Annotated in this window: 26 protein-coding genes and 2 pseudogenes; 15 read left to right on the forward strand and 13 right to left on the reverse strand. The window is 59.3% G+C overall.

The window, feature by feature from the left end; all coding sequences use genetic code 11:
• Positions 1 to 10 precede the first annotated feature (10 nt).
• A complete protein-coding gene (locus IPI80_RS20225) occupies positions 11 to 1,405 on the reverse strand; it encodes a peptidoglycan DD-metalloendopeptidase family protein (protein WP_413862947.1) in 1,395 nt (464 codons plus the stop codon).
• A gap of 156 nt (positions 1,406 to 1,561) precedes the next feature.
• Between IPI80_RS20225 and tyrS the strand changes: the two genes are divergently transcribed.
• Both tyrS and dtd read left to right on the forward strand, forming a co-directional pair.
• Positions 1,562 to 2,806 carry a tyrosine--tRNA ligase gene (gene tyrS / locus IPI80_RS20230; protein WP_413862950.1) on the forward strand — a complete coding sequence of 415 codons (1,245 nt, stop codon included), beginning with the start codon at positions 1,562 to 1,564 and terminating at the stop codon, positions 2,804 to 2,806.
• An 11-nt stretch (positions 2,807 to 2,817) separates the two neighbouring features.
• The gene (gene dtd, locus IPI80_RS20235; protein ID WP_413862953.1) at positions 2,818 to 3,294 is read left to right on the forward strand and encodes a D-aminoacyl-tRNA deacylase; all 477 of its coding nucleotides are present in this window, start codon (positions 2,818 to 2,820) and stop codon (positions 3,292 to 3,294) included.
• Here dtd and pabB read toward each other — a convergent pair.
• The gene (pabB, locus tag IPI80_RS20240; protein WP_413862955.1) at positions 3,224 to 5,062 is read right to left on the reverse strand and encodes an aminodeoxychorismate synthase component I; all 1,839 of its coding nucleotides are present in this window, start codon (positions 5,060 to 5,062) and stop codon (positions 3,224 to 3,226) included. The genes dtd and pabB overlap by 71 nt on opposite strands.
• A 67-nt stretch (positions 5,063 to 5,129) precedes the next feature.
• Here pabB and IPI80_RS20245 point away from each other — a divergent pair, with 67 nt between their 5' ends.
• Positions 5,130 to 6,098 carry an NAD-dependent epimerase/dehydratase family protein gene (locus IPI80_RS20245; RefSeq protein WP_413862958.1) on the forward strand — a complete coding sequence of 323 codons (969 nt, stop codon included), beginning with the start codon at positions 5,130 to 5,132 and terminating at the stop codon, positions 6,096 to 6,098.
• A 4-nt stretch (positions 6,099 to 6,102) separates the two neighbouring features.
• Positions 6,103 to 7,041, forward strand: coding sequence for a TPM domain-containing protein (locus IPI80_RS20250; protein ID WP_413862960.1), 939 nt, complete (start codon positions 6,103 to 6,105; stop codon positions 7,039 to 7,041).
• Positions 7,042 to 7,108: 67 nt separating this feature from the next.
• Here the strand turns inward: IPI80_RS20250 and IPI80_RS20255 are convergent, their stop codons facing one another.
• From IPI80_RS20255 to IPI80_RS20265, 3 genes are all read right to left on the reverse strand, one after another.
• Positions 7,109 to 8,179 (reverse strand): OmpA family protein, encoded by a 1,071-nt coding sequence (locus IPI80_RS20255; protein WP_413862963.1) that lies wholly within the window; start codon positions 8,177 to 8,179, stop codon positions 7,109 to 7,111.
• Positions 8,180 to 8,270: 91 nt separating this feature from the next.
• A complete protein-coding gene (ybeY, locus tag IPI80_RS20260; RefSeq protein ID WP_413862965.1) occupies positions 8,271 to 8,717 on the reverse strand; it encodes an rRNA maturation RNase YbeY in 447 nt (148 codons plus the stop codon).
• Between the two features lie 27 nt (positions 8,718 to 8,744).
• Positions 8,745 to 9,773: a PhoH family protein gene (locus IPI80_RS20265; protein ID WP_413862969.1), complete on the reverse strand. Its 1,029-nt coding sequence runs from the start codon at positions 9,771 to 9,773 to the stop codon at positions 8,745 to 8,747.
• Between the two features lie 77 nt (positions 9,774 to 9,850).
• Between IPI80_RS20265 and ruvA the strand changes: the two genes are divergently transcribed.
• From ruvA to IPI80_RS20285, 4 genes are all read left to right on the forward strand, one after another.
• Positions 9,851 to 10,423: a Holliday junction branch migration protein RuvA gene (ruvA, locus tag IPI80_RS20270; RefSeq protein WP_413862970.1), complete on the forward strand. Its 573-nt coding sequence runs from the start codon at positions 9,851 to 9,853 to the stop codon at positions 10,421 to 10,423.
• Between the two features lie 64 nt (positions 10,424 to 10,487).
• Complete coding sequence (locus IPI80_RS20275) at positions 10,488 to 10,898, forward strand: bacteriohemerythrin (protein WP_413862973.1); 411 nt, start codon at positions 10,488 to 10,490, stop codon at positions 10,896 to 10,898.
• Positions 10,899 to 10,972: 74 nt separating this feature from the next.
• Positions 10,973 to 12,034, forward strand: coding sequence for a Holliday junction branch migration DNA helicase RuvB (ruvB, locus tag IPI80_RS20280; RefSeq protein ID WP_413862976.1), 1,062 nt, complete (start codon positions 10,973 to 10,975; stop codon positions 12,032 to 12,034).
• A 2-nt stretch (positions 12,035 to 12,036) separates the two neighbouring features.
• Entirely contained in the window at positions 12,037 to 13,194 is a 1,158-nt protein-coding gene (locus IPI80_RS20285) for a DMT family transporter (RefSeq protein WP_413862978.1), read from the forward strand.
• 85 nt (positions 13,195 to 13,279) lie between these two features.
• Here IPI80_RS20285 and arfB read toward each other — a convergent pair.
• Positions 13,280 to 13,642: pseudogene (arfB, locus tag IPI80_RS20290) on the reverse strand (alternative ribosome rescue aminoacyl-tRNA hydrolase ArfB); the annotation flags it as partial.
• Between the two features lie 39 nt (positions 13,643 to 13,681).
• Between arfB and IPI80_RS20295 the strand changes: the two are divergent.
• Both IPI80_RS20295 and IPI80_RS20300 read left to right on the forward strand, forming a co-directional pair.
• A complete protein-coding gene (locus IPI80_RS20295) occupies positions 13,682 to 14,650 on the forward strand; it encodes a DnaJ C-terminal domain-containing protein (RefSeq protein WP_413862981.1) in 969 nt (322 codons plus the stop codon).
• Between the two features lie 2 nt (positions 14,651 to 14,652).
• Positions 14,653 to 14,967 (forward strand): chaperone modulator CbpM, encoded by a 315-nt coding sequence (locus IPI80_RS20300; RefSeq protein ID WP_413862984.1) that lies wholly within the window; start codon positions 14,653 to 14,655, stop codon positions 14,965 to 14,967.
• Here IPI80_RS20300 and IPI80_RS20305 read toward each other — a convergent pair.
• Positions 14,936 to 16,693 carry a lysoplasmalogenase family protein gene (locus IPI80_RS20305; protein ID WP_413862987.1) on the reverse strand — a complete coding sequence of 586 codons (1,758 nt, stop codon included), beginning with the start codon at positions 16,691 to 16,693 and terminating at the stop codon, positions 14,936 to 14,938. The two genes, IPI80_RS20300 and IPI80_RS20305, sit on opposite strands and share 32 nt — an antisense overlap.
• A gap of 138 nt (positions 16,694 to 16,831) precedes the next feature.
• Here IPI80_RS20305 and IPI80_RS20310 point away from each other — a divergent pair, with 138 nt between their 5' ends.
• The 5 genes from IPI80_RS20310 to IPI80_RS20330 all read left to right on the forward strand — a co-directional run bounded on the left by IPI80_RS20310 (position 16,832) and on the right by IPI80_RS20330 (position 22,002).
• Positions 16,832 to 18,004, forward strand: a complete 1,173-nt coding sequence (locus IPI80_RS20310; RefSeq protein WP_413862990.1) for a hypothetical protein — start codon at positions 16,832 to 16,834, stop codon at positions 18,002 to 18,004.
• The gene (locus IPI80_RS20315) at positions 18,004 to 19,686 is read left to right on the forward strand and encodes a M14 family zinc carboxypeptidase (RefSeq protein WP_413862992.1); all 1,683 of its coding nucleotides are present in this window, start codon (positions 18,004 to 18,006) and stop codon (positions 19,684 to 19,686) included. The genes IPI80_RS20310 and IPI80_RS20315 overlap by 1 nt, the downstream gene beginning before the upstream one ends.
• A gap of 89 nt (positions 19,687 to 19,775) precedes the next feature.
• Positions 19,776 to 20,753 carry an MBL fold metallo-hydrolase gene (locus IPI80_RS20320; protein WP_413862994.1) on the forward strand — a complete coding sequence of 326 codons (978 nt, stop codon included), beginning with the start codon at positions 19,776 to 19,778 and terminating at the stop codon, positions 20,751 to 20,753.
• A gap of 133 nt (positions 20,754 to 20,886) precedes the next feature.
• The gene (locus IPI80_RS20325; protein WP_413862996.1) at positions 20,887 to 21,111 is read left to right on the forward strand and encodes a hypothetical protein; all 225 of its coding nucleotides are present in this window, start codon (positions 20,887 to 20,889) and stop codon (positions 21,109 to 21,111) included.
• Positions 21,112 to 21,519: 408 nt separating this feature from the next.
• Positions 21,520 to 22,002: a DUF1905 domain-containing protein gene (locus tag IPI80_RS20330; protein ID WP_413862999.1), complete on the forward strand. Its 483-nt coding sequence runs from the start codon at positions 21,520 to 21,522 to the stop codon at positions 22,000 to 22,002.
• 25 nt (positions 22,003 to 22,027) lie between these two features.
• Here IPI80_RS20330 and IPI80_RS20335 read toward each other — a convergent pair whose 3' ends face one another.
• The 6 genes and pseudogenes from IPI80_RS20335 to IPI80_RS20360 all read right to left on the reverse strand — a co-directional run bounded on the left by IPI80_RS20335 (position 22,028) and on the right by IPI80_RS20360 (position 25,864).
• Positions 22,028 to 22,798, reverse strand: a complete 771-nt coding sequence (locus IPI80_RS20335; protein ID WP_413863002.1) for a VOC family protein — start codon at positions 22,796 to 22,798, stop codon at positions 22,028 to 22,030.
• Between the two features lie 24 nt (positions 22,799 to 22,822).
• Positions 22,823 to 23,329 carry a VOC family protein gene (locus tag IPI80_RS20340; RefSeq protein ID WP_413863567.1) on the reverse strand — a complete coding sequence of 169 codons (507 nt, stop codon included), beginning with the start codon at positions 23,327 to 23,329 and terminating at the stop codon, positions 22,823 to 22,825.
• Between the two features lie 24 nt (positions 23,330 to 23,353).
• Positions 23,354 to 23,707: pseudogene (locus IPI80_RS20345) on the reverse strand (VOC family protein); the annotation flags it as partial.
• Between the two features lie 35 nt (positions 23,708 to 23,742).
• Positions 23,743 to 24,078: a YciI family protein gene (locus tag IPI80_RS20350; protein ID WP_413863005.1), complete on the reverse strand. Its 336-nt coding sequence runs from the start codon at positions 24,076 to 24,078 to the stop codon at positions 23,743 to 23,745.
• Between the two features lie 33 nt (positions 24,079 to 24,111).
• Positions 24,112 to 24,465: a DUF1428 domain-containing protein gene (locus IPI80_RS20355; protein ID WP_413863008.1), complete on the reverse strand. Its 354-nt coding sequence runs from the start codon at positions 24,463 to 24,465 to the stop codon at positions 24,112 to 24,114.
• Positions 24,466 to 24,595: 130 nt separating this feature from the next.
• Complete coding sequence (locus tag IPI80_RS20360; protein ID WP_413863011.1) at positions 24,596 to 25,864, reverse strand: RNA polymerase sigma factor; 1,269 nt, start codon at positions 25,862 to 25,864, stop codon at positions 24,596 to 24,598.
• Between the last annotated feature and the right edge of the window lie 164 nt (positions 25,865 to 26,028).

The raw sequence follows: 26,028 nt of genomic DNA on the forward strand, positions 1-26,028 counted from the left end.
CTCAGTGTGACTACTGCACGCTGCTCGGCTGCATCTGGGCAGCCATGGCCAATTGGGCACGTACCTGCACGGCGGCTTGCGCAAATGCTGCCTTGGCGGAAGCCGGTACGGGTAGTGATTCGCTTTGGCGTGCAATGGTCATGGGGTCTCGCTGAACGCCGTTAACGCGGACTTCAAAGTGCAAGTGCGGCCCAGTAGCCCAGCCGGTGGAACCAACCAAACCAATTGTCTGACCCTGGCTCACGCTCTGTCCCTTGTTCACCAGCAGTTTGCTGAGGTGCGCATACACCGTCTCATTGCCATTGCGGTGATGGACGAATACCACGTTGCCATAGCCGTTTTGTACGCCGGAAAAGGCTACTACTCCATCACCCACTGCGCGCGCAGGGGTGCCGGTGGTGGCGGCAAAATCGGTGCCCAAGTGGGCTTTCCATTTATTCAGGATCGGATGGAAGCGCATGGAGAAGCCGCTGCTAATGCGCGAAAACTCCACGGGTGAGCTCAGAAAGGCGCGACGCAGGCTTTTACCGTCCAAGGTGTAGTAGGCGCCTTTGGTCAAGGTATGGCTGGCGGTAGACGCCACGGCGCTGCCAGTGGTCACGGGTTCCTGAAACCACATGGCCTGAAAACTCTTGCCGCCATTGACGAACTCGGCGTTGAGCACCCGTCCGGCACGCAACGGTTCGCCATCGCCTTCCAGGGTTTCATAGGTCACGGAGAAGCGGTCGCCCTTGCGCAGGGCGCGGCGAAAGTCGATGTCACCCGAAAAAATTTCCGCCAGCTGGATGGCAACCGCATCGGGGATACGTGCGTCATCGGTTGCGGCAAACAGAGAACTATTGATCACACCGCTGGTCAGGCGCGACGACGCTGTCATGGGCTGCGTTTCCACTCGGGACTGGAATCCGGTCTTTGTCTTTTCGACAGTCAGACGCTTGAACATGCCATCGTCTTCGGGGCTCCAGCGGGCGCTGAGCTTGTGCAGCGTGTTGTCACCGCCAGCCTCCACGGTCACGGCGCGTCCACTGCGGCCCATTAGGGTCTGCTGGACTGTGCTGTCAGCACGCAAAAAAGCAGCAGCTTGCGGATCGTAGACGCCCAGGCGCTTGAGCAGGGCTTCCGCTGTGTCGTTAGAGCGCGAAGTGTCTGAACGGAACAGGCTTAAGGGTTGGTCGGATACCGCATCGGCAGAAGCAAAAATCTGTAGAGGCGTGACGTCTTCAACCACAGTGTGCACTGGCAGTTCTGAGGCATCCGGTGCCAGCGAGGCCACGGCATACGTAGCGCCCGTTCCGCCTACAAGAAGGGCGGTTAAAACCAGGGAGAGTTGCTTGGGGTGACGTTGGACAAGATCGGCGGCGAAGGCAAGTGTTTCCTCGGCGGCCTGAATCAGGCGGTGTTTCAAAATGCGGGCTCCATGGTGTGGGGGCGGCGTTGTTTGGCGCTAGGCCCCGAACTGCAACGTAGGCGCGGCTAAAATCCAGCCGCTGGCTCCATTAGGTCGCAGGAGAGGTCAGGCAGTATAACTGCCCTCCGCACCCCGGCATAGAGAAAAACCCTTATGAATCAAGCATCCAGCCCAACTTTACCTGTCTCCGATCGCGTTCGAGAGGCTTTGGCGGTCACCCTGCGGGGCGTGGAAGAGCTGCTGCCGCAAGACGACTGGGTCAAAAAGCTGGCCAAATCCGAGGCCACTGGAAAGCCGCTGCGCATCAAGCTGGGATTGGACCCCACCGCGCCGGACATCCACATTGGTCACACGGTGGTGCTCAACAAGATGCGCCAGCTTCAGGACCTGGGCCACACCGTCATCTTCTTGATTGGCGACTTCACCAGCATGATCGGCGACCCGTCGGGCCGCAACAGCACGCGCCCGCCGCTGACGGCCGAGCAAATCAAGTCAACGCTGAGACCTATTACCGCCAGGCTAGCTCTGGTGCTGGACCCGGCCAAGACCGAGATCCGCTACAACAGCGAGTGGAGCGACCCGCTGGGCGCGCGCGGCATGATCCAGCTGGCCAGCCGCTACACCGTGGCCCGCATGATGGAGCGCAACGACTTCCATGACCGCTTCAAGGCGGGCACGCCGATTGCCGTGCACGAGTTCCTGTACCCCCTGATGCAGGGCTATGACAGCGTGGCGCTGCACAGCGACCTGGAACTGGGCGGTACGGACCAAAAATTCAACTTGCTGATGGGTCGCACCCTGCAGGCCGAATACGGCCAGGAGCCGCAGTGCATCTTGACCATGCCATTGTTGGAAGGTCTGGACGGCGTGGAGAAGATGTCCAAGAGCAAGAACAACTACATTGGCATCAGCGAAGACCCGAACACCATGTTCGCCAAGGTGTTGTCCATCTCGGATGTGCTGATGTGGAAGTGGTACACGCTGTTGAGCTTCCAGTCCGAGGCGGCGATTGCCGCGCTGAAGGCCGAAGTCGACGGCGGGCGCAACCCGAAAGACGCCAAGGTTGCCTTAGCCAAGGAAATCACGGCACGTTTTCACAGCGTTGCGGCGGCCGATGCAGCCGAGCAGGACTTCATCAACCGCAGCAAAGGCGGTATTCCCGATGTCATTGAGAAGATCAGCTTGCCCTTGGGCGTGGGTGGTGTGGCGATGGGCATTGGCGCCTTGCTCAAGTCGGCTGGTTTGGCTGCCAGCAGTGGCGAAGGCAATCGACTGATCGATGGCGGCGGTGTGCGTATCGACAGCAATGTGGTCAGCGACAAGGGCCTCAAACTCGGCGCTGGCACCTATGTGCTGCAGGTCGGCAAGCGCAAGTTTGCCCGCGTGACGCTGGGCTGAATGCACCAACCATGATCGCCGTCCTGCAACGTGTCAGCATGGCCCGCGTCGTGGTGGATGGGCAGACCGTGGGCGAGATTGGGCCGGGCCTCTTGGTGCTGGTCTGCGCCGAGCAGGGGGATACCGCGGCCGAGGGTGACAAACTGCTGGCCAAAATCCTCAAGCTGCGCATTTTCAGTGATGCGCAGGGCAAGATGAACCTCAGCGTTCAGGATATGGACGGCGCTGGCACGGTCGGCGGACTGCTGATCGTGAGTCAATTCACGCTAGCGGCTGATGTGCGGGGCGGTAACCGGCCCAGCTTTACCGCTGCTGCCGCACCCGATGAGGGACGCCGCTTGTACGACCTGTTCGTGGAGCAGGCCCGTCGCGCACACCCTATCGTGCGGACCGGCCAGTTTGCCGCGGACATGCAGGTCACGCTGGTGAATAATGGCCCGGTGACCATCCCGCTGCGCATACCGCCGGCAGTGGCGTGTGCCACGTAGCCTCCACCCAGCCGCGCAGACTGTTGATGAAGGCCATGGCCTGTACCCGGGGCAGGTCTTCCAGCCGGACCACCGCTTCTTGCAGCCGCCCCTGCGCCAACCAGTGGGCGCGGCCCACGCCAGCGAGCAGGCCGCAGCGCGCATCGGGCGTGATCCAACGCCCGTCCAGTAGCAAAGCCAAGTTGCCCCGGGTGCATTCGGTCACCTCGCCATGCGCGTTCCACAGCACCGTGTCGAACACCTCTGCCGTGGTGGGTGCCAGACGTTCGTAGTGGGCGCGGCGGGTGGTCTTGTGGCGCACGAATTCGCTGTCGGTCTCTAGCAGCGGGCTGGGTGCCAGTTGCAAGTGCACGGTGGCCGGTGTGGGTGCCAAGGCATATGCCTGTGTATGCAAGGTGCCGTTGGCATCCAGCAGCAGGCGTATCCGCCAGTTGCCTTGTGGGTGCTGGTGGCACAGGGCTTTCAGGGTGTCATGGGCTGCTGCAGGGCTCCATGCATAACCAAAATGGGCCGCTGATGCCTTCATGCGTGCCAGGTGGGCGTCGCAGCGCTGGAGCACGCCGCCTTGCAAGGCCAAGGTTTCCAGAATCGAGAATGACTGGCTGGCCCGTTGTAAAAAGGTTTGTTTGTGGCGCCACTCTTGCCATTCAGACGCAGCCTGTGCATCTGCCGTAATGCCACTGCCGGTGCCCGCTTGCAGGGTGCCGGGCTGTGCCTCCACGGTGCGAATGGGTACGTTGAAGGTAGCGTTACCGCCGGGGCGTACCACGCCAACAGCGCCGCAGTACACGCCGCGTGGTGTGTCTTCGAGCTCGCGGATCAAACGCATGGCCTGCACCTTGGGCGCGCCGGTGACCGAGCCGCACGGAAACAGGGCGCCAAACACATCCACCAGACGGGTGCCGGGGCGCGTATCAGCGTGCACATCGCTCACCATCTGCCACACGGTGGTCAGGGCCTGCACGCGGCACAGGCCATCCACGGTGACAGAAAAGGGCTTGGCAATGCGGGACAGATCGTTGCGGATCAAGTCCACGATCATCACGTTCTCGGCCCGCTCCTTGGGTGACGTACGCAGGGCCAAGGCTAGGGCGGCATCAGTCTGCGGGTCGTCGTCACGCGGGGCCGTGCCTTTCATGGGGCGTGTGATCAGGTGGCCGTCGTGCCAGTCAAAAAACAATTCGGGCGAGACAGACAGCACCTGTTCCTCGCCCGTGTCGATATACGCGGCAAAGCCACCGGGCTGTGCCTGGCGCATGGCCGCAAACAGTTCCAGCGGCGGCACCTGCAATTGGCCTGCAGTGCGGGTGGTGAAGTTGGCCTGATAAATCTCGCCGTCGGCAATGGCCTGGTGCAAGCGGGCCATTGCGGCATCAAACGTGGCGCGGGTCATGCCGTTGTGCCAAGTGGCGCGACAAACATCGGTGGGTGCCGCTTCGGGACTGGATGCCACCACATCCCCGGATGGTTCTTGCGGCAGCGGCGCATCGTGCACCCCAAACCATACCAATGGGCCGGTCGTCGCGTGCACCGCCAGCGCATGGTCAAAGGCGGGCGCCGCCTCGTAGCGCACATAGCCCACACACCACTGTCCGCGCAAGGCCCGTTCTTCCACGGCCTGAAGCACAGCCTTGACCTGGTCCAGCGTGTCCGTCGCCAATACTTCAACCGGCTCGCCAAACGCAACGCGCAATGCGCCAGAGCCAGATGGCATGGCCTTGGGCCGCGTTGGGGCCGCTATGGCGGCGAAATCGATCAGTGCGCGCATGGTGCTGTGGTGGTACTGGGCTGCCGATTATGCTCAGGTGTTTGAAAGTTTGGTACGGGATGCGGCAATGAAAAAACTCTTGATCCTGGGCGGTACGGTGTTCCTGGGCCGGCACGTGTTGGATGCCGCACTGGCTGCGGGCTGCGAGGCTACGCTGCTCAACCGTGGCACGCACGATGTGCAGTTTGCCCAAGCGGTAGAGCAATTGCGCGGTGACCGTGATGGTGACCTTAGTGCGCTCAAGGGCCGGGCGTTTGACGCAGTTGTCGATTGCAGCGGCTACACGCCGGCACAACTCCAACGCTCCTGCGACGCCTTGCGCGACCAGGTTGCGCACTATGTGTTCGTGTCCACCATCTCGGTCTACGCACGCTTTGCGCCAGGCTGCGCTTATGACGAAACGGCCGATGTGACCACCGCAGTGGATGGCTATGGCGGCGCCAAGGCCCGTGCCGAGGACGTGATTGCCAAGGCCATGCCCGGGCGGTTTGCGACTGTGCGGCCCGGATTGATTGTTGGACCGTTTGACCCTAGCGGGCGCTTCACCTACTGGCCAAGCCGCCTGAACCGTGGCGGCACCGTACTGGCGCCGGGGCGCCCGGATCGCCCCGTGCAATTTATCGATGTACGCGACCTGGCTCAATGGTGCGTGCACCTGGCGCTACAGCGCACACCCGGCGTCTTTCACGCTGTGGGAACTTCGGGCAGTATGGCGCAAGCGTTGCAAGCCTGCCAGTCAGCCAGTGCAAGCATTGCGGAACTGGTGTGGTGTGATGACGCCGCCTTGGTACGTGCCCAGGTGGCGCCTTGGACCGGCTTGCCGTTGTGGATACCCGAGGCCGACCCTGACTTTGGCGGCATGTTGCTGGGTAGCGGACACCGTGCGGCGGAAGCCGGTCTGCAAACCCGCCCATGGGGCCATACGGCACGTGACACGCTGGCTTGGGCGCAGGAGGCCGGTGCCGCCGCCCACTGTGCTGCGGCGCTGGCGCCGGAGGCAGAAGCCCATATTTTGCGCAATTGCTGCCATACTTGAGCGCATGCGGTTACAACGCCTATTCGCCCCCCGACACTCCGGTTTGTGCAGCGCGGTTAACCGCACTGCGCTGGTGGTTCGCCTGTTCGGGTGGTTGCTGACGGTCGTGTTGACCTTGTCCGGCGTTGCGACATTTGCCCAGGATGTACTACCTGTTCCTGCCCTCAGTGCCCATATCATGGACCAGACCGGTACGCTCGATGCCAACCAAACAACGGCACTTGAGGCTGCGTTGGCAGACCTGGAAACTCGCAAGGGCGCGCAGGTCGTGGTCTTGATGGTGCCGTCGACGCAGCCGGAGGATATCGCCAGTTATGCGAATCGGGTCGCCAACACCTGGAAAATCGGTCGGCGCGACATTGGCGATGGCGTATTGGTCATCGTTGCCAAAAACGACCGGCGCCTGCGTATCGAGGTGGCCAAAACATTGGAGGGAGCCATTCCCGACCTTGCCGCCAGTCGCATCATTGACGAGACCATCACGCCAGGCTTCAAGCGGGGCGACTTTGCCGGCGGCTTGCGGGCGGGTGTCGACCAGATCGCCGCTTTGGTAGCCGGCGAGCCACTGCCTGCACCTGCGCCGGTAGCGGCGGGTAATTGGAGTTCCATGGATTGGACCCCCTTGGTGGTCTTCCTCATGATTATGGTGCCGACTTTTGGCAGCGTCATGCGTAGCGTGCTTGGACGTAAGCCCGCAGTGATCGCCATTGGGTGTGGCGCAGGTCTGCTGACCTACGTGGTGGGCGCTGCGTTTTGGATGGCGGTGCTGGCCGCCATGGCCACGATGCTCTATGCATTGGTAACCTGCGTGCAGCTAACTCGCGGTGGCGGTGGCGGTGGCGGTGGAAGTTCAGGGGGGAGTGGCGGCAGCTCTAGTGGTGGCGGCTACAGTTCGGGTGGCGGCGGAGATTTTGGTGGCGGCGGTGCATCGGGCAGCTGGTAGTTGATGCGCACCCACTAGCGGGTCAAAGCCCGCGTCCACCAACTGTCCGATCACTCGTTTTCCGACGTCAATTGTTGGGCACCAGCTCCACGCGGCGGTTTTTGGCTTTGCCGTCTTCGCTGGTATTGGGTGCAATGGGGCTGGCAAATGACACGCCTACGGGCGTCAGACGCTTGCGGTCGGCTTTGTACTGGCTGGCTAGCACACTGATGACTGCATCGGCCCGGCGTTTGGACAGGTCCATGTTGGAGTTGAATTCGCCGACATTGTCGGTATGGCCCACCACCAGCAACTTCAGCGCGGGCGATGTGCTCAGCAGCTTTGCGATCTGGGCCAGCGTGTCCTTGGATTCGGGTTTGACATCGGCTTTGCCCGAATCAAAGTAGAGGCCATAGAGTGCGACGCGGCCATTGGTGGTGATGGATTGCGCCATTTCCTCGGCTTTGACCGTCACCATCTTTTGCTCCATGGCTTTGAGCTCCAGCACATCCACCACCACAACGGTGCGGTGCTCAAGCGCAGTGCAGTAGGTGCCGCCCTCCAGGCTATAGGCCAGCACCGAGACAAAGGCATTCGCGTTGGGCAGCTCCAGCGCAGCATAACGCTGCTCGCCGGTGCGCCCGGTCTGTGCACAGCTGCCGTTGGTAAACGCCTTGTCCTTGATCTGGTCCTGAGACGTCAGCAGCATGGCCAGGCTCTGGTCGCCACCACCGCCGTCGCTGCTGCGTGTGCCGTCACCACCGCATTCGGGGCTTTTGCATTCAAACAGCGTTTTGCCACCCTTGGCCGCAGCGTCATTTTGGTAGTTGCGCACGGCCTGGAGCGGCGACACCTTGTCGGGCAACAAGTAGACGATGTGGCTGCGTTTGCCTTCCAGCGCCTTGCTTTGCGTGGGTTCAAAAACCATGTTGTTGTGCGTGTCGCGCTTTGACTTGTCGGCGACGGCTTTCAGTGGTCCCAGTGGCAACTTGAGTTCGTCGAAATCGCGGTTGTCTTGCGACACGATGAAGGAACCCGCAAAGCGGCCGATCAGGGGCGAGTCCTTGGCGCCGGCAATATCGGCCTTGGGAAGGGTGGCATCGGCCAGCGCGACACCGGCCAGCAGCAGGCCCGCGAGTGCAAGTCCAAAACGTTTCATACAAATACTCCCTGGTTGTGACAGAAAAAACAGTTGCTATGCATTGCATAGCTGCTTATGTAATGCTGACGAGGGCTAGAGCCCGATTTTATTAGTAAGGATTCTTGAAACCCAAGCGCGCCATGATCTCGGTCTCGCGCAGCTCCATCACTTGCGCATCTTCTTCCAGCTCATGGTCCCAGCCTTGCGCGTGCAGGGTGCCGTGCACGATCAAGTGGGCGTAATGCGCTTGTAGAGTCTTCTTCTGTTCCTTGGCCTCTTGGGCCACCACCGGCGCGCACAACACCAGATCGGCAGTCACCACAGGCTCTTGCGTGTAATCAAACGTCAGCACATTGGTGGCGTAGTCCTTTTTGCGGTATTCACGGTTCAGCGTTTGGCCTTCTTCGGCGTCAACGATGCGCACGGTGATTTCGCCGTTGGTTTGCAGCGCATGGCGAATCCATTTGGTAACCCGGTGGCGGGGCAGGGCGGCGCGGTGCTTGTCGGCGCTTTTGAGCTTGCCAAATTGCAGGGAAAGGGTGAGGTCGGGCAACATGGTGAAACGTGTAGAAGGTAGAGGCGATCAGGGTTTGGTGAGCGAGCGGCGGCTTGGCGTGCGGGTCTTCGGCAGACCGACGCGGGACAGTTCCACCTCTGCCTCGGGGATCTCAATGGCGGGCAGTTCGTTCAGGCGTGCGGCGTCGTAAGCGTCCACCACGCGCGCCACCAGCGGGTGGCGCACGATATCCAAGCTGGTCAGGTGGGTGATGGCAATGCCACTCACCCGGCGTAGCACGCGTTCGGCATCCACCAGGCCGCTGAGCTGGGTCTTGGGCAGATCAATCTGTGTCAGGTCACCGGTGATGACCGCCTTGGCACCAAAGCCAATGCGGGTCAAAAACATCTTCATCTGTTCGGGTGTGGTGTTTTGTGCTTCGTCAAGAATCACAAAGGCATTGTTCAGCGTGCGTCCACGCATAAAGCCCAGCGGGGCGATTTCCAGTTGTTGGCGCTCAAAGGCCTTGTGCACTTGGTCGTAGCCCATCAGGTCATACAGTGCGTCGTAGAGCGGGCGCAGGTAGGGGTCTACCTTTTGGTTGAGGTCACCGGGCAAAAAGCCCAGGCGCTCGCCAGCCTCTACCGCCGGGCGGGTCAGGATAATGCGCTGTACCGCGCTGCGTTGCAGTGCGTCCACCGCAGCGGCCACTGCCAGGTAGGTCTTGCCGGTGCCAGCAGGTCCAATGCCAAAGGTGATGTCGTGCTCGGCAATGTTGTCCAGGTAGCGTGCCTGGTTTTTGCTGCGCGGCTTAAGGTCGGCGCGGCGGGTGGCCAGGGTGGGGCCATCGTTCTCATGGCCCGAACCGTCGCCGGTAAGCATGAGTTGCACCGTGGCCGGGCTAATGGGCTTGGCGGCCATTTCGTACAAGGCCTGCAGCATGTCCATGGCGCGCTGGGCTTTGGCCTTTGCGCCTTCGACCTTGAATTGCTCGTGCCGGTGGGCAATGCGCACCTCCAGCGCTGCTTCAATGGTGCGCAGGTGCTCGTCGGTGGGGCCGCACAGGTGGGACAGGCGGTTGTTGTTGAGCGGGGTAAAGCTGTGTCTGAGAATCAAGTTGATAATTCCGGGCAAGGGTGGCGGGATAGGCCTCCCATCATAGGCAACAAACGGCAGATAACCCAAGGCATACGATGATTGGCAAACTTACAGGCATTCTCAGCGACAAAAATCCGCCCCAGGTGATTGTGGATTGTGGTGGTGTCGGCTACGAGGTGCAGGTGCCCATGGGCACGTTCTACAACCTGCCCGCCAGTGGTGAAAAGGTGTCGCTGCTGACCCATTTTGTAGTGCGCGAGGATGCGCAGATTTTGTACGGCTTTGCTTCGGAGGCCGAGCGCGCCGCGTTTCGTGAATTGATCAAAATTTCGGGTGTGGGGCCGCGCACGGCGCTGTCGGTCTTGTCCGGCATGAGTGTGGGCGAACTCTCGCAGGCCGTAACCTTGCAAGAGGCGGGTCGCCTGATCAAGGTGCCGGGCATTGGCAAGAAAACAGCCGAGCGCTTGCTGCTCGAACTCAAAGGCAAGCTTGGGGCCGACATTGGGGCTAGTGCCACCTTGGTCAACGACGCACAGGCCGATATTCTGCAGGCCCTGCTGGCGCTGGGCTACAGCGACAAGGAAGCGGCCGCCGCGCTGAAGGCTTTGCCGGTTGATGTGGGTGTAAGTGAGGGCATCAAGCTGGCGCTAAAGGCTTTGGCGCGATAGGCCCCAAACGGTGTAGAACGCGTGCACAATTTCACCCATTGACTCACGGATATCGGAGGTCGCTATGACAATCGAATGGAATATCAGCTATGACATCGGTGATGTCCAGATCAACCACCAGCACCGGCGCTTGTTTGTGTTGGCGAATCAAGTCTTGCGCGCCAAAGAGAAGGTCGAGTTGCTGGACTGCGTGGTGCGCTTGTTTCAGTACATCGAAGAGCACTTCGCATACGAAGAGGCCCTGATGCAAAAAGCCAACTTCCCGTTGTTGGGTGAACACGTGCAGTCACACCAGAAACTGACTACGAGCCTGGAGTCGCTGAGTGGACAAGATCTCGACGATGCGACTTACAAAGCGGCGTTTGAGACACTGTTTCGCAGTTGGGCCTTGGAGCACATACCGCACGAGGATGCCAAGTTGGCTGAATACCTGAACTATGGCGATACACGCAGGGCCGACATCACTACCTTGTGAGAGTGCGCCATGCTTGCGCGCGCTATAGTGGACGTTGAACAGCCCGATTCTCTAGCACCAAAGCGCGACACACCGTGAGCATCCAGACCGACGACTTCTCCGCCCCGCCTGCCAAACGCATGGTTTCCAGTGCGCCCACCTCACCGCAAGAGGAGGCCATTGAACGCGCCCTGCGACCCAAGTTGCTCGACGAGTACGTGGGCCAGGCCAAGATCCGCGAGCAGCTGGAGATTTTCATCAGCGCCGCCAAGATGCGTGGCGAGGCGCTGGACCATGTGCTGCTGTTTGGCCCGCCTGGCTTGGGTAAGACCACGCTGAGCCATATCGTGGCGGCCGAACTGGGCGTTAACCTGCGCCAGACCAGCGGCCCGGTGCTGGAAAAGCCGAAAGACCTGGCCGCGCTCTTGACCAATCTGGAAAAGAATGATGTGCTGTTCATCGACGAAATTCACCGCCTGAGCCCCGTGGTTGAAGAAATTTTGTACCCCGCACTGGAAGACTACAAGATCGACATCATGATCGGTGAAGGCCCGGCGGCGCGCAGCATCAAGCTTGACCTGCAGCCCTTCACCCTGGTGGGTGCCACCACCCGCGCCGGCATGCTCACCAACCCGCTGCGCGACCGTTTTGGCATCGTGGCGCGGCTGGAGTTCTACACGCCCGAGGAACTGGGCCGCATCGTGACGCGCAGCGCCGGCTTGCTGAAAGCGCCCATGGATGCCGAAGGAGGTTTCGAAATTGCACGCCGCTCACGCGGCACCCCGCGCATTGCCAACCGCCTGCTGCGCCGCGTGCGCGACTACGCGGACGTCAAAGGCACAGGCCACATCACCCTGGACATGGCCAACCGCGCGCTGGCCATGCTGGACGTGGACCCGATGGGCTTTGACGTGATGGACCGCAAGCTGCTGGAGGCCGTGATTCACCGTTTTGACGGCGGCCCGGTGGGGCTGGACAACATAGCCGCCAGCATTGGCGAAGAACGGGAAACCATTGAAGACGTGATCGAGCCCTATCTCATCCAACAAGGTTACCTGCAACGCACCCCACGCGGACGCATTGCCACGCTGGCGGCGTACCGGCACCTGGGTGTTGCACCCAAGAGTGCGGGTGAAGGTTTGTTTGCTGCGGAGTAAGCATGGCGTATTGGCGTAGCCAGCAGGGCCGCGGCATTGTCTTGATTCTGTTGGCCACCCTGGCCTTTGCGTCACTGGACTCCGCCACTAAATACGCGGGCAAGCTGGCGCCTGTGCTGATGCTGCTGTGGTTTCGCTACCTGTTTCAGGCGGTGGCCACTTTTGTCCTGCGGTTCCCGGTGCAGGGGCGGACCTTGCTGCAGACTGCTAACCCCCGGTTTCAGGCGTTGCGTGGCGTGCTGCTGCTTATAACCAGTGCCTGCTCGTTTTTTGGCTTGCAGTATTTGCCGGTGGGTGAGTTCACGGCCATCGTGATGCTCTCTCCACTGGCGGCCACCGCATTGGCCGCCTGGACACTCAAAGACCAAGTGTCTGTGCGGCGCTGGCTGTTGATGACCACCGGTCTGCTGGGGGTGTTGCTGGTGGTTCGCCCCGGCGGGCAGGTCTTCAGTTGGGCCTTGCTGTTTCCGGTGGTGCTGGTCAGCACCTACGCGGCGTTTCAGGTACTGACCAGCCGCCTCAGCGGTGAAGAAAACCCCTATACCACCCATTTTTATACCGGCCTGACCGGTACCCTGTTTATGACACCGGTGGCGGCCTTGTACTGGGACACCACCGCGTTTCTGGCGCATTGGCCATGGTTCATGCTGCTGGGGTTCTTTGGCACCTTTGGCCATTTGATGCTGATATGGGCTTTCATGCGGGCATCGGCCGTGGTGCTCACGCCGTATTTGTACTCGCAAATTGCCTTTGCCACCCTGTTTGGCTGGCTGTTTTTTCAGCATGTACCCGACGGCTGGGCATGGTTGGGCATCGCTGTCATTGCCGCCAGTGGTGTGGGCAATGCTGTGCTATCGGTCTATGAATTACGCAAGGCGCGCGGCCGTCCGCCCGCCGGGGGGGGGGGGGCCCCCCGGGGGGGGGGTTTTTGGGGGTTTGGGGGGGTTTTTTTTTGGGGGCGGTGGCAGGCCGTTCGCGGAATGCTTGCAGCGCCTTTCAAAAACCTTGGCGCGCGGACTGCCTATCTGGTGTTTGGTGCAGTTGGTGGTTCGGTGGGTGCCCAACTACCTGATGTCCAACTGTGGCGCGTTTCAATGCGGCCTGCACGGTCGCGGCCGCCTGGTAAATGCCCTTCTGGGCGCTTGGCGGGCGACGGCTGAGGCATCGACAAGTTTGCCCACGCACCGCGGCGTTTCCTGATGCGCCGTTGAAGCGATCCCCCGTCGCCGCATTTTTCACTCCCCCCGCACGGCCGCCTTGCCGCTTGCGCTGGGAGCTTTTGGTGGGTTTGGTCGCCCGGCGTGGCTTGGGCGGAACCGCCACACTGTCCACCAGCGCTTGCAGGCGTTCGATCGCATCTGCCTTGTTCTGATCCTGGCTGCGCGTGGTTTGCGCCTTGATCACCACCACGCCCTCACTTGTGATGCGCTGGTCGTTCAGCGCCAGAAGCCGCTCCTTGATGGGATCGGGCAGGCTGGATGCGGGAATGGCGTAGCGCAGGTGGATGGCGCTGGAGACCTTGTTGACGTTTTGACCACCCGCACCCTGGGCGCGGATGGCGCTGAATTCCACTTCGTCGGTATTGATGGGTACCAAGGGTTCGGTCATGCGCTGTATTTTCGGTGAAATGGCGGGCATACTGTGCCTATGGAATTCAAGGACTACTACAAAACACTGGGCGTAGAGCGCGGCGCGTCGGACGACGAGGTGCGCAAGGCCTATCGCAAACTGGCACGCAAGTACCATCCGGACGTCAGCAAAGAGGCCGATGCGCAGGTCAAGATGCGCGACCTCAACGAGGCCAAAGACGTGCTGGGCGACAAGGAAAAACGTGCCGCCTACGATGCCCTTGCCGACCGAGTGGCCAAGGGTGGCAATGCTGACGGCAGCTTCCAGCCACCGCCCGGTTGGGACGAGGGTTTCGAGTTTCACCGTGGGCCAGGCCAGGGGCCGGCGGACCATGCGGAGTTCAGCGAATTCTTTTCATCGGTGTTTGGCCGTGGCGAACACCGTGGTGCCCAGAGCCGCAAGTACCGGGCCCGTGGCGAAGACCAGCATGCCGCTATCGAGATTTCGATCGAAGATTCGCTTAAGGGCGCGGAACGCGACATCACCCTGCGCGCACTCGAAAGCGATGCCACGGGCAAGCCCACCATCGTCAACCACACGCTGCGCGTAAAGATTCCGGCAGGCGTCCACCCGGGGCAGTTCATACGGCTAAGCGGCCACGGCCTACCGGGTGAAGGGGGCGAGAGTGCCGGGGACCTGTACCTGGAAGTGCGCATTGCGCCGCACGCGCTGTACCGGGTTGAAGGTAGCGACCTCTACATGACCTTGCCGGTTACCCCCACCGAGGCGGCCCTGGGTGCCCAGGTGCAAGTACCCACCCCGACCGGGGGGGTGGTGGAAGTTACCGTGCCACCCAGTGCCCGTAGCGGCCTGAAACTGCGCCTGAAAGACCGTGGCCTGCCAGGCAAACCGCCGGGCCACCTGTACCTTCTGCTCGACATTGCCCTGCCACCCGCCGACACCGATGCGGCGCGCAAGGCCTACGAACAACTGGCGCAGGCAGCGCCTTTCAATCCAAGGCGCCATCTGGGCGTGGGGGGAGCGTGAGCATGGCTTTTGTTACGGTGATTTCTGCTGCGGCCATTGGCCTGGACAACCCCATTGCAGCCCGCGAACTGGCCCATGCCTGCGGTGCCGATATCGACTGGGTGGTGCAACTGGTAGAGGTTGGCATTGTGGAGGTGAAGCTTCCCACTGCACAACCCGACCAATGGCAGTTCTATAGCCCGGATTTGCACCGCGCACTGGAAGCTCGGCGTCTGGAGCGCGACTTTGGTGTGGGGCTGGATGCCGCCGCGCTGATTTTGGATCTGGAGAACGAAGTGCGCCGGCTCAAGGCAGTGCTGCAGGCGCAGGGGCGCTAACACCCAATGGCTGCGCCGGCCTTGCGTTGTGCACAATCAAAACCTGCGCCGCGTAGTAGGTCGCCAAAATCCACAGCGATGAAAGCTCTACTGGCATAACGAACTTGTTGATGGCAATCAGCGAGTCGCTGACCATGAACACGCAGGCACCCAGCGCCACCCAGCGCGCAGCGGCGTTGCCCAGCACCTTGGCGCGGCCAATGGCCTGGGCCGCCATGAGTGAGATCACTGTCACATAGGCAGCTACGGCCATCTTCAGCACTGGGTCGCGCAGTCCGCTCCACACAATGGCGTACATCACCGCCCCCACACCCAATACAACCAGCAATGCACGCTTGCTTGGAAACCAGGCTTGCCCTTGGCGAAACAGCGCGATGTAAAACACGTGCGCCACCAGGAATGACGCCAAGCCAGGGATGAAGTAGTTGCCAGGCAGCATCAGGAACACATCGCCCGCCAGTGAGAACAGCAGTGCGCCAATAAGTAATGCATCAAATCGATCTATAGCCCTCATGGAATATGCACGAACAGCTACAAAAAAAATAGCAATCACCATGGTCAACGGTTTGAAGACCATGTAGCCGTCGATCATGCCCAGCGCCGCCAGCGTGGCCAGGGCGCCGCACTCCACCACCAGCACCTCCAGCATGCCAAAGCTTCCTTGCATGAAGCGACCGGTGGCCCACAAGCCCGATGCAATGGCCGCACACCAAATGGCTGCATCCACCGCTCCCATGCTGTCAACATGCCACAAAAATGCGAGCACGGCGGCCAGCGCCAGCCCAAACTGCGCGGCCGCAAACCATTGCTGCGCGCGTGTGAGGGGTGGGTTAAAAGTGGTTACCGCGTCCAGCGCGAAGGCGGGCTTGGGGTGGGCCTGCGCCATGGCGGAACTTTGCCAGCCCGGGGGCTTGAACCACACACGCAGCTTGTCGCCCCAGTTGGGTGCGTTCCATGATTCGCGAGCCAGCGCCGCGTACACCTCCAGATTGGCCCACAGCGGGTCCCAACTGTTGAGCGCGCCGCGTGTTCCATAAACGCAAGGTTCGGTCTCTTCCCGGAACGTGCCAAACAACCGGTCCCACAGAATCAGGATGCCACCGTAGTTCTTGTCGATATAGTCGTCATTGACCGCGTGGTGCACCCGGTGGTTGCTGGGTGAGCAAAACACCCGGTCAAACCAGCCCAGTTTGCCAATCTGCTCGGTGTGCACCCAAAACTGGTAGAGCAGATCAATCAGCAGCACGATGCCAAATACGGCGGGCGGTACCCCCAGCACGGCCATGGGCAGGTAAAAAATCCAGCCCAGCAGCAAGCCGCTGGAGGTTTGGCGCAGCGCGGTGGACAGGTTGTAGTGCTGGCTTTGGTGGTGCACCACATGCGCCGCCCAAAACACCGCCACCACGTGGCCTGCGCGGTGCAGCCAGTAGTAGCACAGGTCATACAACACCAGGGCCAGCAACACGCCGTACCAGGTGGTCCAGAAGCTGTGATTTGGGAACACTGCCACGGCATGGAACACCAAAGCATAAATGCCCAGGCTCAACAACTTGCCCAATGTGCCCGCCAATTGGCTGAGCATCCCCAGGCTGATGCTGTTAATGGCGTCGTTCAGACGGTAGGGTGTCTGACCTGCCGTGCGGCTGGCGCGGGAGCGGCTCCACAACAACTCCAGTGTGATCAATAGCAGGAAGATGGGGGTCGCGAAAACGATCACTTTGTTCATAAACGAATTTTCGCTGAGCGAATGCATTGTGAAATGCGGGGCAACCCTATGCAAACCCTATGGAAATTTGGAGCTACCGGCACCATACTGCGGTCGTATTGGGGGCCACGGAGTCGGACGCTAACGCAGGGGGTTACCATGGGTTTCAAGTACCTTTTTCAGGTGTTTATGGTTGTGTTTGGTTTGGCCGGGTGCGCGTCGACGCAGGTCGTTGGTGTGCTGCCCGAAGGCTTGTGGCACGACAGCCTGTTTGATTACCAAACGGCCCGCGTTACTGACAACGCTGACACAGTGTTCAAGCTGGATGAGTCCGTGCGCAAGCATCTGGCGTCTTACGATCGCATGGGTTACACCACCGAAGGGCGGCTGGACCTTTTGATTTCCCGCCTGTACGGTCCATCGGGCATACGCCTTTCCTACAACAGCGGCCACACCACCGGCGCATCGCAGACCTGGCACAACCAACGAGGCGATTGCCTGTCACTCACGATTTTGGCCTACGCTGCGGCCAAGTCCTTGGGCCTGTCGGCACACATGCAGGAAGTGCGTGTGCCGGTGTTGTTGGACCGGCGCGATGGCTTGGATTACGTCAACGAACACGTCAACCTGTTTGTACGCAACGACACCGAGATTTTGATCAACGGGCAGGCCATTCAGGCCGGTGGATTCATCATCGATTTCGAGCCACAGGCCGGTTCGCGCGCAACCGGACAGTGGCTGAGCGAAAACGCCATCCTTGCCCGTTACTACAACAATCGCGCTACTGAATTTATGGCACATGACGACCGTGCCAATGCCTACGCCTACTACCGCGCCGCCATCAGGTTGGCGCCAGACTATGCGCCAGCCTTTTCCAATCTGGCGCAGCTGTATGCCAGTCAGAGTCTGCTGCATGAATCCGAGCAGTTGCTCGAGCACGCCATTGCCCTGGATGGACCTTCTTACGCACCACTGCGGGGCATGGCGCAACTGCTGCAAATTCAAGGGCGCGATGAAGAAGCCAGGCATTTCCTGACACTGCTGGCCAAGCGGCAAACCGAGGACCCCTACTACTGGCTTGGGCTGGGCCTGAATGCATTGCATAACGGCCATCCCCATGACGCAGTGCAGGCCTTGGAGCGGGCCGCCGCCATCACCTCCGGATTTGAGGAAATTCACTACAACCTGGGTCTGGCCTACTGGCGCGACGGTCAGCGGGATGCCGCTCAAAAGCAACTGGTGGCGCTGCGCGCCATCAACAACCACAATCAGGGTATTGCCGTGCTGAGCAAGAAGCTGCAAGCGAACACGCCACAATCAGCGGTTTTCTGATGACCCACCCCACACCATTCGAGCGCAGCAACCAAAACCAGACTACCGACTGGGCAAGTTGCATCGCTTTTTACGAGACTTTGGCGCGAACCTTTCCGCAAGTCTTGCGCTTCTTTCCAATAGGCACTAGCGACAACGGTCTGCCCCTGCATGCCGGTGTGGTCAGCGCTGATGGTGTGTTCGACCGTGAAGCCATCCACGCCGCTGGTCGGCCCGTGTTCTTCAACAACAACGGTATCCACCCCGGCGAGCCCGAAGGCATTGACGCCTGCATGGCCCTGGTGCGGGACTTTTGCACGCAGCCCCAGCGCCTGGCCGCTTTGGGGCAGACGGTGTTTCTGTTTATTCCGGTCTACAACGTCGATGGGTGTCTGAACCGCCAGGCCACATCCCGCGTCAACCAACTGGGGCCTGAGGAATTTGGCTTTAGGGCGAACGGCCGCAATCTGGACTTGAACCGCGACTTCATCAAGTGCGACAGTCTGGCCGCCCAGGCCTTCAACCGCTTCTTTACCGCGTGGGACCCGGACGTGATGGTGGACACCCACACCTCCAACGGTGCGGACTACCAATACACAATGACGCTGATCAACACCCAGACCGACAAACTCGGCGGTGGTTTGGGTGACTTTCTGCGTGACACCATGCTGCCAACCATCTATGCAGACATGACGCAGCGCGGCTGGCCGACGTGCCCCTATGTGAACCCAGTCAAAACTACGCCCGACGACGGCATTGAAGATTTTTTAGAGGTGCCCCGATTTTCGACGGGTTACGCGGCACTGCACCACACCATCGGCTTCATGCCCGAGACCCACATGCTCAAGCCCTTTGCCGACCGCTACGCCTCCATGCGTGCATTGGTGGAGTCGGTGCTGGCATTTACGGTGGAACATGGCTCCGCTATCCAAGCCTTGCGCCGCGCCGCGCGGGCACCGCTGGCAGTTTGCAGCCTCCGCCCCGTGCTGTGGCGGCCTGATTACAGCCGCCCCGCTAGCTTTCGATTCAAAGGCTTTGCGCCCATCTATGGCGAGAGCCAATTGGGCAACTACTACCGCCTGGCCTACGACCGCAACCAACCGTGGGAGCGCGACATTGCCTGGTTTAACCGCTGCGTGACCGATGTCGAGGTCGCAGCCCCACGCAGCTACTACATTCCCCAAGCCTGGCGTGAAGTGATTGAGCGCCTGCAGTGGAATGGCGTGGAACTGGAGCACCTGACCGTCGATCGGCTGCTACAGGGCGAGGCCTACACCATCGATCGGGTGGCCTCCCGCCCCGGCCCTTACGAAGGCCATCTGTTCCACGACGAAGTGCAGCTTGGTACCCATGCCACAACCGTGCAGGCCAGAGCCGGCGATGTGCTGGTGCACCTGGACCAGCCGCGTGCCCGCTATGCGGTGGAGACGTTGGAGCCACGAGCGCACGACAGCTTCTTCCGCTGGGGTTTCTTCAACGCCATTCTGGAGAAGAAAGAACACTTCTCGGACTACGTGTTCGAGGATACGGCACTGGAGATGCTGCACGACGAGCCGGAACTGGCTGCAGCATTTTCCCGGTGGAAGACCGAGAACCCCGCACTACTGTCAGACCAGCAGGCGGTGCTGTCTTTTCTCTACGCCAATGGCCAACGCCACGCTGAGCCCGAGTGGCGGCGTTACCCGGTGGTGCGGGTGATGTGACCGGCAACACGATACAGGTCCGTTGCTGCCCCGATTTATGGCAAACTGGACACGAAGAAATCACCGTCAAATTTTGAGGAAAACTTCAGATGCCCGAATTGACAGTTGCCGACCGCGTGGAGGTCTTGGTGCTCGTCGATAACTCAACGGACAACCTTTCTTCTGTGCCGGGATACGTAGAGACCGAGTTCCCAAGTTTTTGGAGACGGGGCGCAAGACTCTTGGCGGGCGATTCACTATGCTGTGCGGCCCATGGTTTTTCTTGCGCAATCACGGTCTGGCGTGACGGTGTGTCGAAGACCCTTCTCTTTGACTCCGGACCAGACAGCGCGGTCTTTGAAAGAAATGTTGACCGACTAGGCTTCAAAATTGGCACCGTTGATGGGATGGTCCTATCCCACGGGCACTGGGACCATTCTGGTGCCATGCTCAAAGCATTGGACATGATTCAGATTCGAAACGGGGGGGAAGCAGTACCAACCTACATGCATCCGGGAATGTATGCGCCGCGCGCTATGCGGGGGCCTGATGGAGCGATCAGGAGATTTGATGACGTACCAACTCAGGATGAACTCGAACGACATGGCGCAACGGTTATTCACTCGAAAGAGTCGCAAGTCGTCTTGGATAACCTGTTTTTCATTAGTGGGGAGATACCGCGCGTCACTTCATTCGAGAAGGGACGGCCCGGTCAGGTTCGACGCAGCAAAGACGGAACGAACTGGGAACCAGACCCTCTCCTTCTCGATGAACGATTTATCGCCGTCAATATCAAGAATAAAGGCCTGTTAGTGTTTACCGCGTGCTCTCACGCAGGCGTTGTCAACGTTTTGAAACATGCACACCACAGTTTTTCAGCACACCCGATCCACGGAGTCGTTGGTGGTTTCCATCTTGCGGGGCCTACGGAGGCCAACATCCCGGACACGGTCCGTGAGCTTGGAAAATTCAATCTAACGACTATTGCAGCCGGACACTGCACTGGGTGGCGAGCAATTGGCGCACTTGCAACAGCATTTGGTGATGCGGTAGTACCCTCATCGGTCGGGAAAATATACAAGTTTTAAATGCCAGTTGGCTCCACATGACCGATTGAGTGTCGGGTTGGCTCTCAACGCATTGGCTGTTTGGCCCATGTTCGCTTGACACCTGACGGGACTCGACCACAAACTGCCGTTCGGAAAACCTCTTGAGTAGACGATGTTTGCAATCATCTTTTTGGCGTTTGGCGTATGGTTTTCTTGGCTTGTCTATCAAGCAATTTCTACGCGAGAAATCGTTGCTCGCGGGTGGGGCTTCAACACGCGCATCTACAGTCGTGACAATGAACCCGTTTGGTATTGGGTGACCTTCACGAGCTACTCAATCTGCGCTGTTTGGGCTACAACATTTGCCATTCTATTGGTGCAAAAATCTCTATTTTGATTGACCGCTTTGCCCTCGACGCTACTCATGGTATGGGCTCGTTGCTGACTTCCATGATCAAATTCTGAGCATTTGCAATCTGCCAATTCATGATCCACAATTTTTCACAGGACCTGTTTACGCGGCACCCACCAGCGACCGCTATCCAGCAGGCACTTTTACTTGTATTCCCGTTGCGTGACTCCAACTGGCAGCTTTGATCGTGCACAAGTGCTTCTTGACAGTGGTCCGCACCGCTGAAGACTCAATATGACTGTAAAGGGTTGGATGAATATTTAGTGCCGATTTGGATCGTCGTCGCAGTTTCTAGCTGCGAAATAGTAGCCTCGGCTACCGTCCACACTTCAAGAAGCGCATTTCCGATCGTATTACTCAAGCATCAGAATCACACAAAACGAGCTTACAACCATGAAGCACTCTCCAGATTCGGGCCAGCAACTGTCTTTCCAAGCAAGCTTGGAAAACTGGGCAGAAGGAATGGACTATTGCGCCGTTCCTGTACCCCCAGACATAACCCAAGCTTTGGGAACGAAAGGCCCTGTTTTGGTCATGGCGCGTGTGAATGACTCCGCGCCGTTTCAGGTCAGTCTCTTTCCGGTCGGGGGTGGGCAGCATTACATTCGCATCAAGGCCAAAGTTCGCCAAGCGACGAAGACCAAGACCGGTGATCGCGTCCAAATGCGAGTCACCGTCCTTGATCGCGCAGACATCTCGATCCCCGAAGACTTGGCCCTTGCGCTCCGCGCCGAGGGCGCAACGCAAGCGTTTACGTTGTTGCCGCCCGGCAAACAGAATTTTATGATCCGGCGAATCGCCGAGGCGGCCAAACCAGAGACACGCACCAAGCGGATCCAGGAGGTCGTGGACGCCGCACTCCAACGAAAACCGTGAGCGGGCTGCGAAGGTAACTGTAAGATTAACGCTTGGGCGCCACCATCGAAAACCAAGCGCCCTGTGGATCCTGACAGTTGACCGTAAACATGGGACCCGGCACCTCATGCGGTCCATTGACTACTTTGCCGCCCGCCTTGTTCGTGCGTTCAATGGCGTCATCGATGGATTCCACATTGAAGTAATACGCCCAGAATGGTTTTGGCATTTCGGGCATCTTGGTCATCATGCCGCCTACCGGTTCACCACCTGTAGCAAAGAGCCGGTAGATACCCATAGGCCCCATGTCCATGTCTTGACTCTGGGTCCAACCAAATATTTCAAAATACCAATCAAACGCCTTCAGGCCGTCCACCGCATGTAGTTCATTCCAGCCTACCAAGCCGGGTGTCATGGGTGCGGCGCTGGGCATGGGCTCGCTGGGGTGGGGTTTGAAAATAATGAAAACCGCGCCCTGTGGATCGGCAGCGAGGGCGAATCTTCCTACGTTGGGGATGTCGGCGGCAGGGTGAATGATGGCGCCACCGTGCGACAGGATGCGGTCTGCGCAACCGTCAACATCGTCGACCGCAATATGGCCCTGCCAGCAAGCTGGCGCGCCACGCTCACAGGCGTCCGGTGGAATGGCCATGATGCCGCCGATGCCAACGGTGCCAGCCGACACGACGGTGTAGTCCTCGTTGCCAGGGAAGGATTGCATGTTCCATCCGATCACCTGTGCGTAGAAGGTTTTGGCTGCCTCCACGTCCGTGGTGATCAAGTCGTGCCAAATAAAGGGGGAGGGTTTCGTTGTCATGGTTTAGCTTCCTTTAGGTTGTTGTCAGTTCGACGGGCCACGCACCGCTGCCTCGATCTTGGCGACGTCGATCTTGCGCATCTCCATCATCGCCGTGAACGCGCGTTTTGCGATTTCACCGCCCTTGGTCATTGCATCCGTCAGTGCGCGCGGTGTGATTTGCCACGACAGCCCCCATTTGTCTTTGCACCAGCCGCACGCGCTCTCAGTGCCGCCATTGCCCACGATCGCGTCCCAATACTTGTCTGTCTCCGCTTGGTCATCGGTGGCAATCTGAAACGAGAATGCCTCGCTGTGCTTGAACATGCTCCCGCCGTTAAGTCCCATACACGGTATGCCACACACCGTGAATTGAACGGTCAAGACCTGGCCCGCCTTGCCGCCCGGAAAGTCAGCGGGCGCGCGGTGCACCGCGCCGACGCTGCTGTCAGGAAATGTGCGAGCGTAAAAGTGTGCTGCTTCTTCTGCATCACATTCGTACCAAAGGCAAATGGTGTTCTTCTTTATGGTGTTGATAGCAGACTCATCCATCCACATGGCTCCCCAAACGTGCCCGTCGGGATCAGTGAAATCGCGACCGTACATAAAGCCATGATCTTGGACTGGATTTATATCTGAGGTTCCACCGTTTTCCGAGGCCGCAACGTTCATCGCATCGACACTTTCGCGTGAATCACAAGACACATTCAGCGCCACCTCGCTAGATGTATGCGGCGGAATGGGGCGCGTCGTAAACGTACGCCACTTAGCGTGGGTCAAAAGCATTACATTGATGGACTCGCTTAACACCATGAGTGCTGCTGTGTCGTCCGTGAAATGCGCGTTGTTGATAAATCCGAGGGCGGAGTAAAAGGCTTTTGACCGTTGAATATCGGCAACAGGCAAGCTAATGGTGATTGTTCGGGACATGTATATCTCCTTTTGAATGTGAAGCTGACGAGTTGTTACACCAAAGCAAGTTCACGCACGGGCCTGACTTCAATGCTGCCGTACTGGGCAGGCGGAATCTTGGACGCCACGGCCACCGCCTCGTTGAGGTCTTTGGCGTCAATTAAGTAGAAACCCGCGAGCTGTTCCTTGGTCTCGGCAAAGGGGCCATCTGTCAGAGACATTTGGCCGTTACGCACGCGAACTGTGGTGGCTGTTCCTACAGGATGCAGTGGCTCGGCCGCAAGCATTCGGCCACTGGCTGCTAACTGTTCGGCAAATGCAAAACACGTTGCGTCCGGGCAGGCACTCCAGTTTTCTTGTGAGAGATAAACGAGACACAAATATTTCATGGCGTGCACCTTAAGTTGTTTGAGCGCGGGTCTTCAAGCTTCGACAATCATGTCAAAACCACCGTAAATCAGTCGCTTACCGTCAAAGGGCATGGGGTTGGTTTCTGGTGACAGGCGTGGGTCCTGCATGACCTTTTCCCAAGCCAGATCGCGCACGGCTTTTGACGGCCAGGTGATCCACGAGAAAACGACGGTTTCGTCATCTTTGCGTTGCACGGCCATAGGGAAGGAAGTCACTTTGCCTTCAGGCACATCGCTCCCCCAGCATTCAACCACTTGCAATGCACCGTGGTCCTTAAATACAACCGCTCCCAGCTTGGCGTGGGCAATGTATTTTTCTTTATTGGCCGTGGGTACGGCGCAAACAAATCCGTCTATGTAGAGCATGTCTATATTCCTCAAGTAATGCAGTCAGTTTAAAAGCACGGCTTCCCATGCTTAGGCCTCGTCCCCTATTAGTCGAATGGGAAACGAGCAATTCGACACCCGTTCAAAAAAAATTTCAAGCTATCTTTTTTTACTGTGCAGGCGTTGACAAAAGGGCTTCGATGGCATCGATTCTCAGCTGTAAAAACCGCTGCTCAGAACCCTGCTGCGTCAATGAAAATGCTCGCCGGTAGGCAGGTAGCGCTTCAGGGTAGCGGGCTAGTCGGCGGTAGAGGTCGGCCTGTGCAGCATGCGCCAAGTGGTAGTTGCGCAGGGTCTCGTCTTGCAAAAGCGCATTCACCAGGGGCAAGGCTGCTGCGGGTCCGTCACGCATGGCGATGGCCACTGCCCTGTTAAGCGCCACGACGGGGTTGGGGTCTAGTTGCAGCAGAGCGTCATACAAGCCGACAATTTGGGGCCAGTCGGTGGACACAGACGTGGGCGCTTCTGCATGTACCGCAGAAATGGCGGCCTGTAGGCTGTAGGCACCAAAGCGCTGCGTGCGCAACGCCTGCTCTGCCAACACGCAGCCTTCGGCAATCTGCTCGGCATTCCACAGTGCACGGTCTTGCTCGTTCAGTGGAATCAAGTCGTATGTAGCGTTCATGCGCGCCGCGCGGCGGGATTCGTGCAGCAGCATCAGCGCCAGCAAGCCCATAATTTCGGCTTGGTCTGGTAGCAGGTCGCGTAACAAGCGGGCCAGTCGAATTGCCTCCTGGGACAGCTCGCTGCGCATGAGCATTGGTCCGCTGGATGCGGAATATCCTTCGTTAAAGACCAAATAAATAACCCGTAATACGCTGGCCAATCGTTCAGGAAGCTCTGACACCTCGGGCACATGGTAAGGAATGCGCGCGTCGCGAATTTTGGCTTTGGCGCGCACGATGCGCTGAGCCAGCGTGGGTGCAGGCAGCAAGAAAGCGTGGGCAATTTCCTCGGTGGTTAGCCCGCACACTTCGCGCAGGGTCAGGGCCACTTGCGCATTAACCGCTAGGCTGGGGTGACAGCAGGTAAAAACCAAGCGCAGGCGGTCGTCCTCCAGCGGTTGTTGCTCATCCCAGGCGGGCGCTTCGTCGGGTATGGCTTCGGCTTGCTCGCTTGATTCGTCCCACGCCGTAAAGCGCCGGTTGCGCCGAATGCTGTCTATCGCCTTAAAGCGCCCCGCTGATACGAGCCAGGCTAACGGATTTGCTGGCATGCCTTGCGAAGGCCATTGCTCAATAGCCGATTTGAAGGCGTCGTGCAGGGCCTCTTCAGCCAGATCCAAGTCGCCCAACAGACGCGCCAAAGCGGCAAAAACCTGCCGTGATGACTGGCGGTAGAGCTGGTCTATGGCGGTGTTTTGGTGAGTAGAACGCATGCTCAGTTGCATCATTTCGCGGCGCAATCATGAAATTCTGCCGCTTGCAAGTTAGTATCCCATTAAATATCAGCGCGAGAAAAGCCCACGCCCCATCGAATGGATGGACTGCGTTATCCGTCTGACTAAGACCGCGGCATACCCACACCATAAATGTGTGGAAC

It is taken from the genome of Candidatus Aalborgicola defluviihabitans, from assembly GCF_016705985.1.
Lineage (GTDB): Bacteria > Pseudomonadota > Gammaproteobacteria > Burkholderiales > Burkholderiaceae_C > Allorhodoferax > Allorhodoferax defluviihabitans.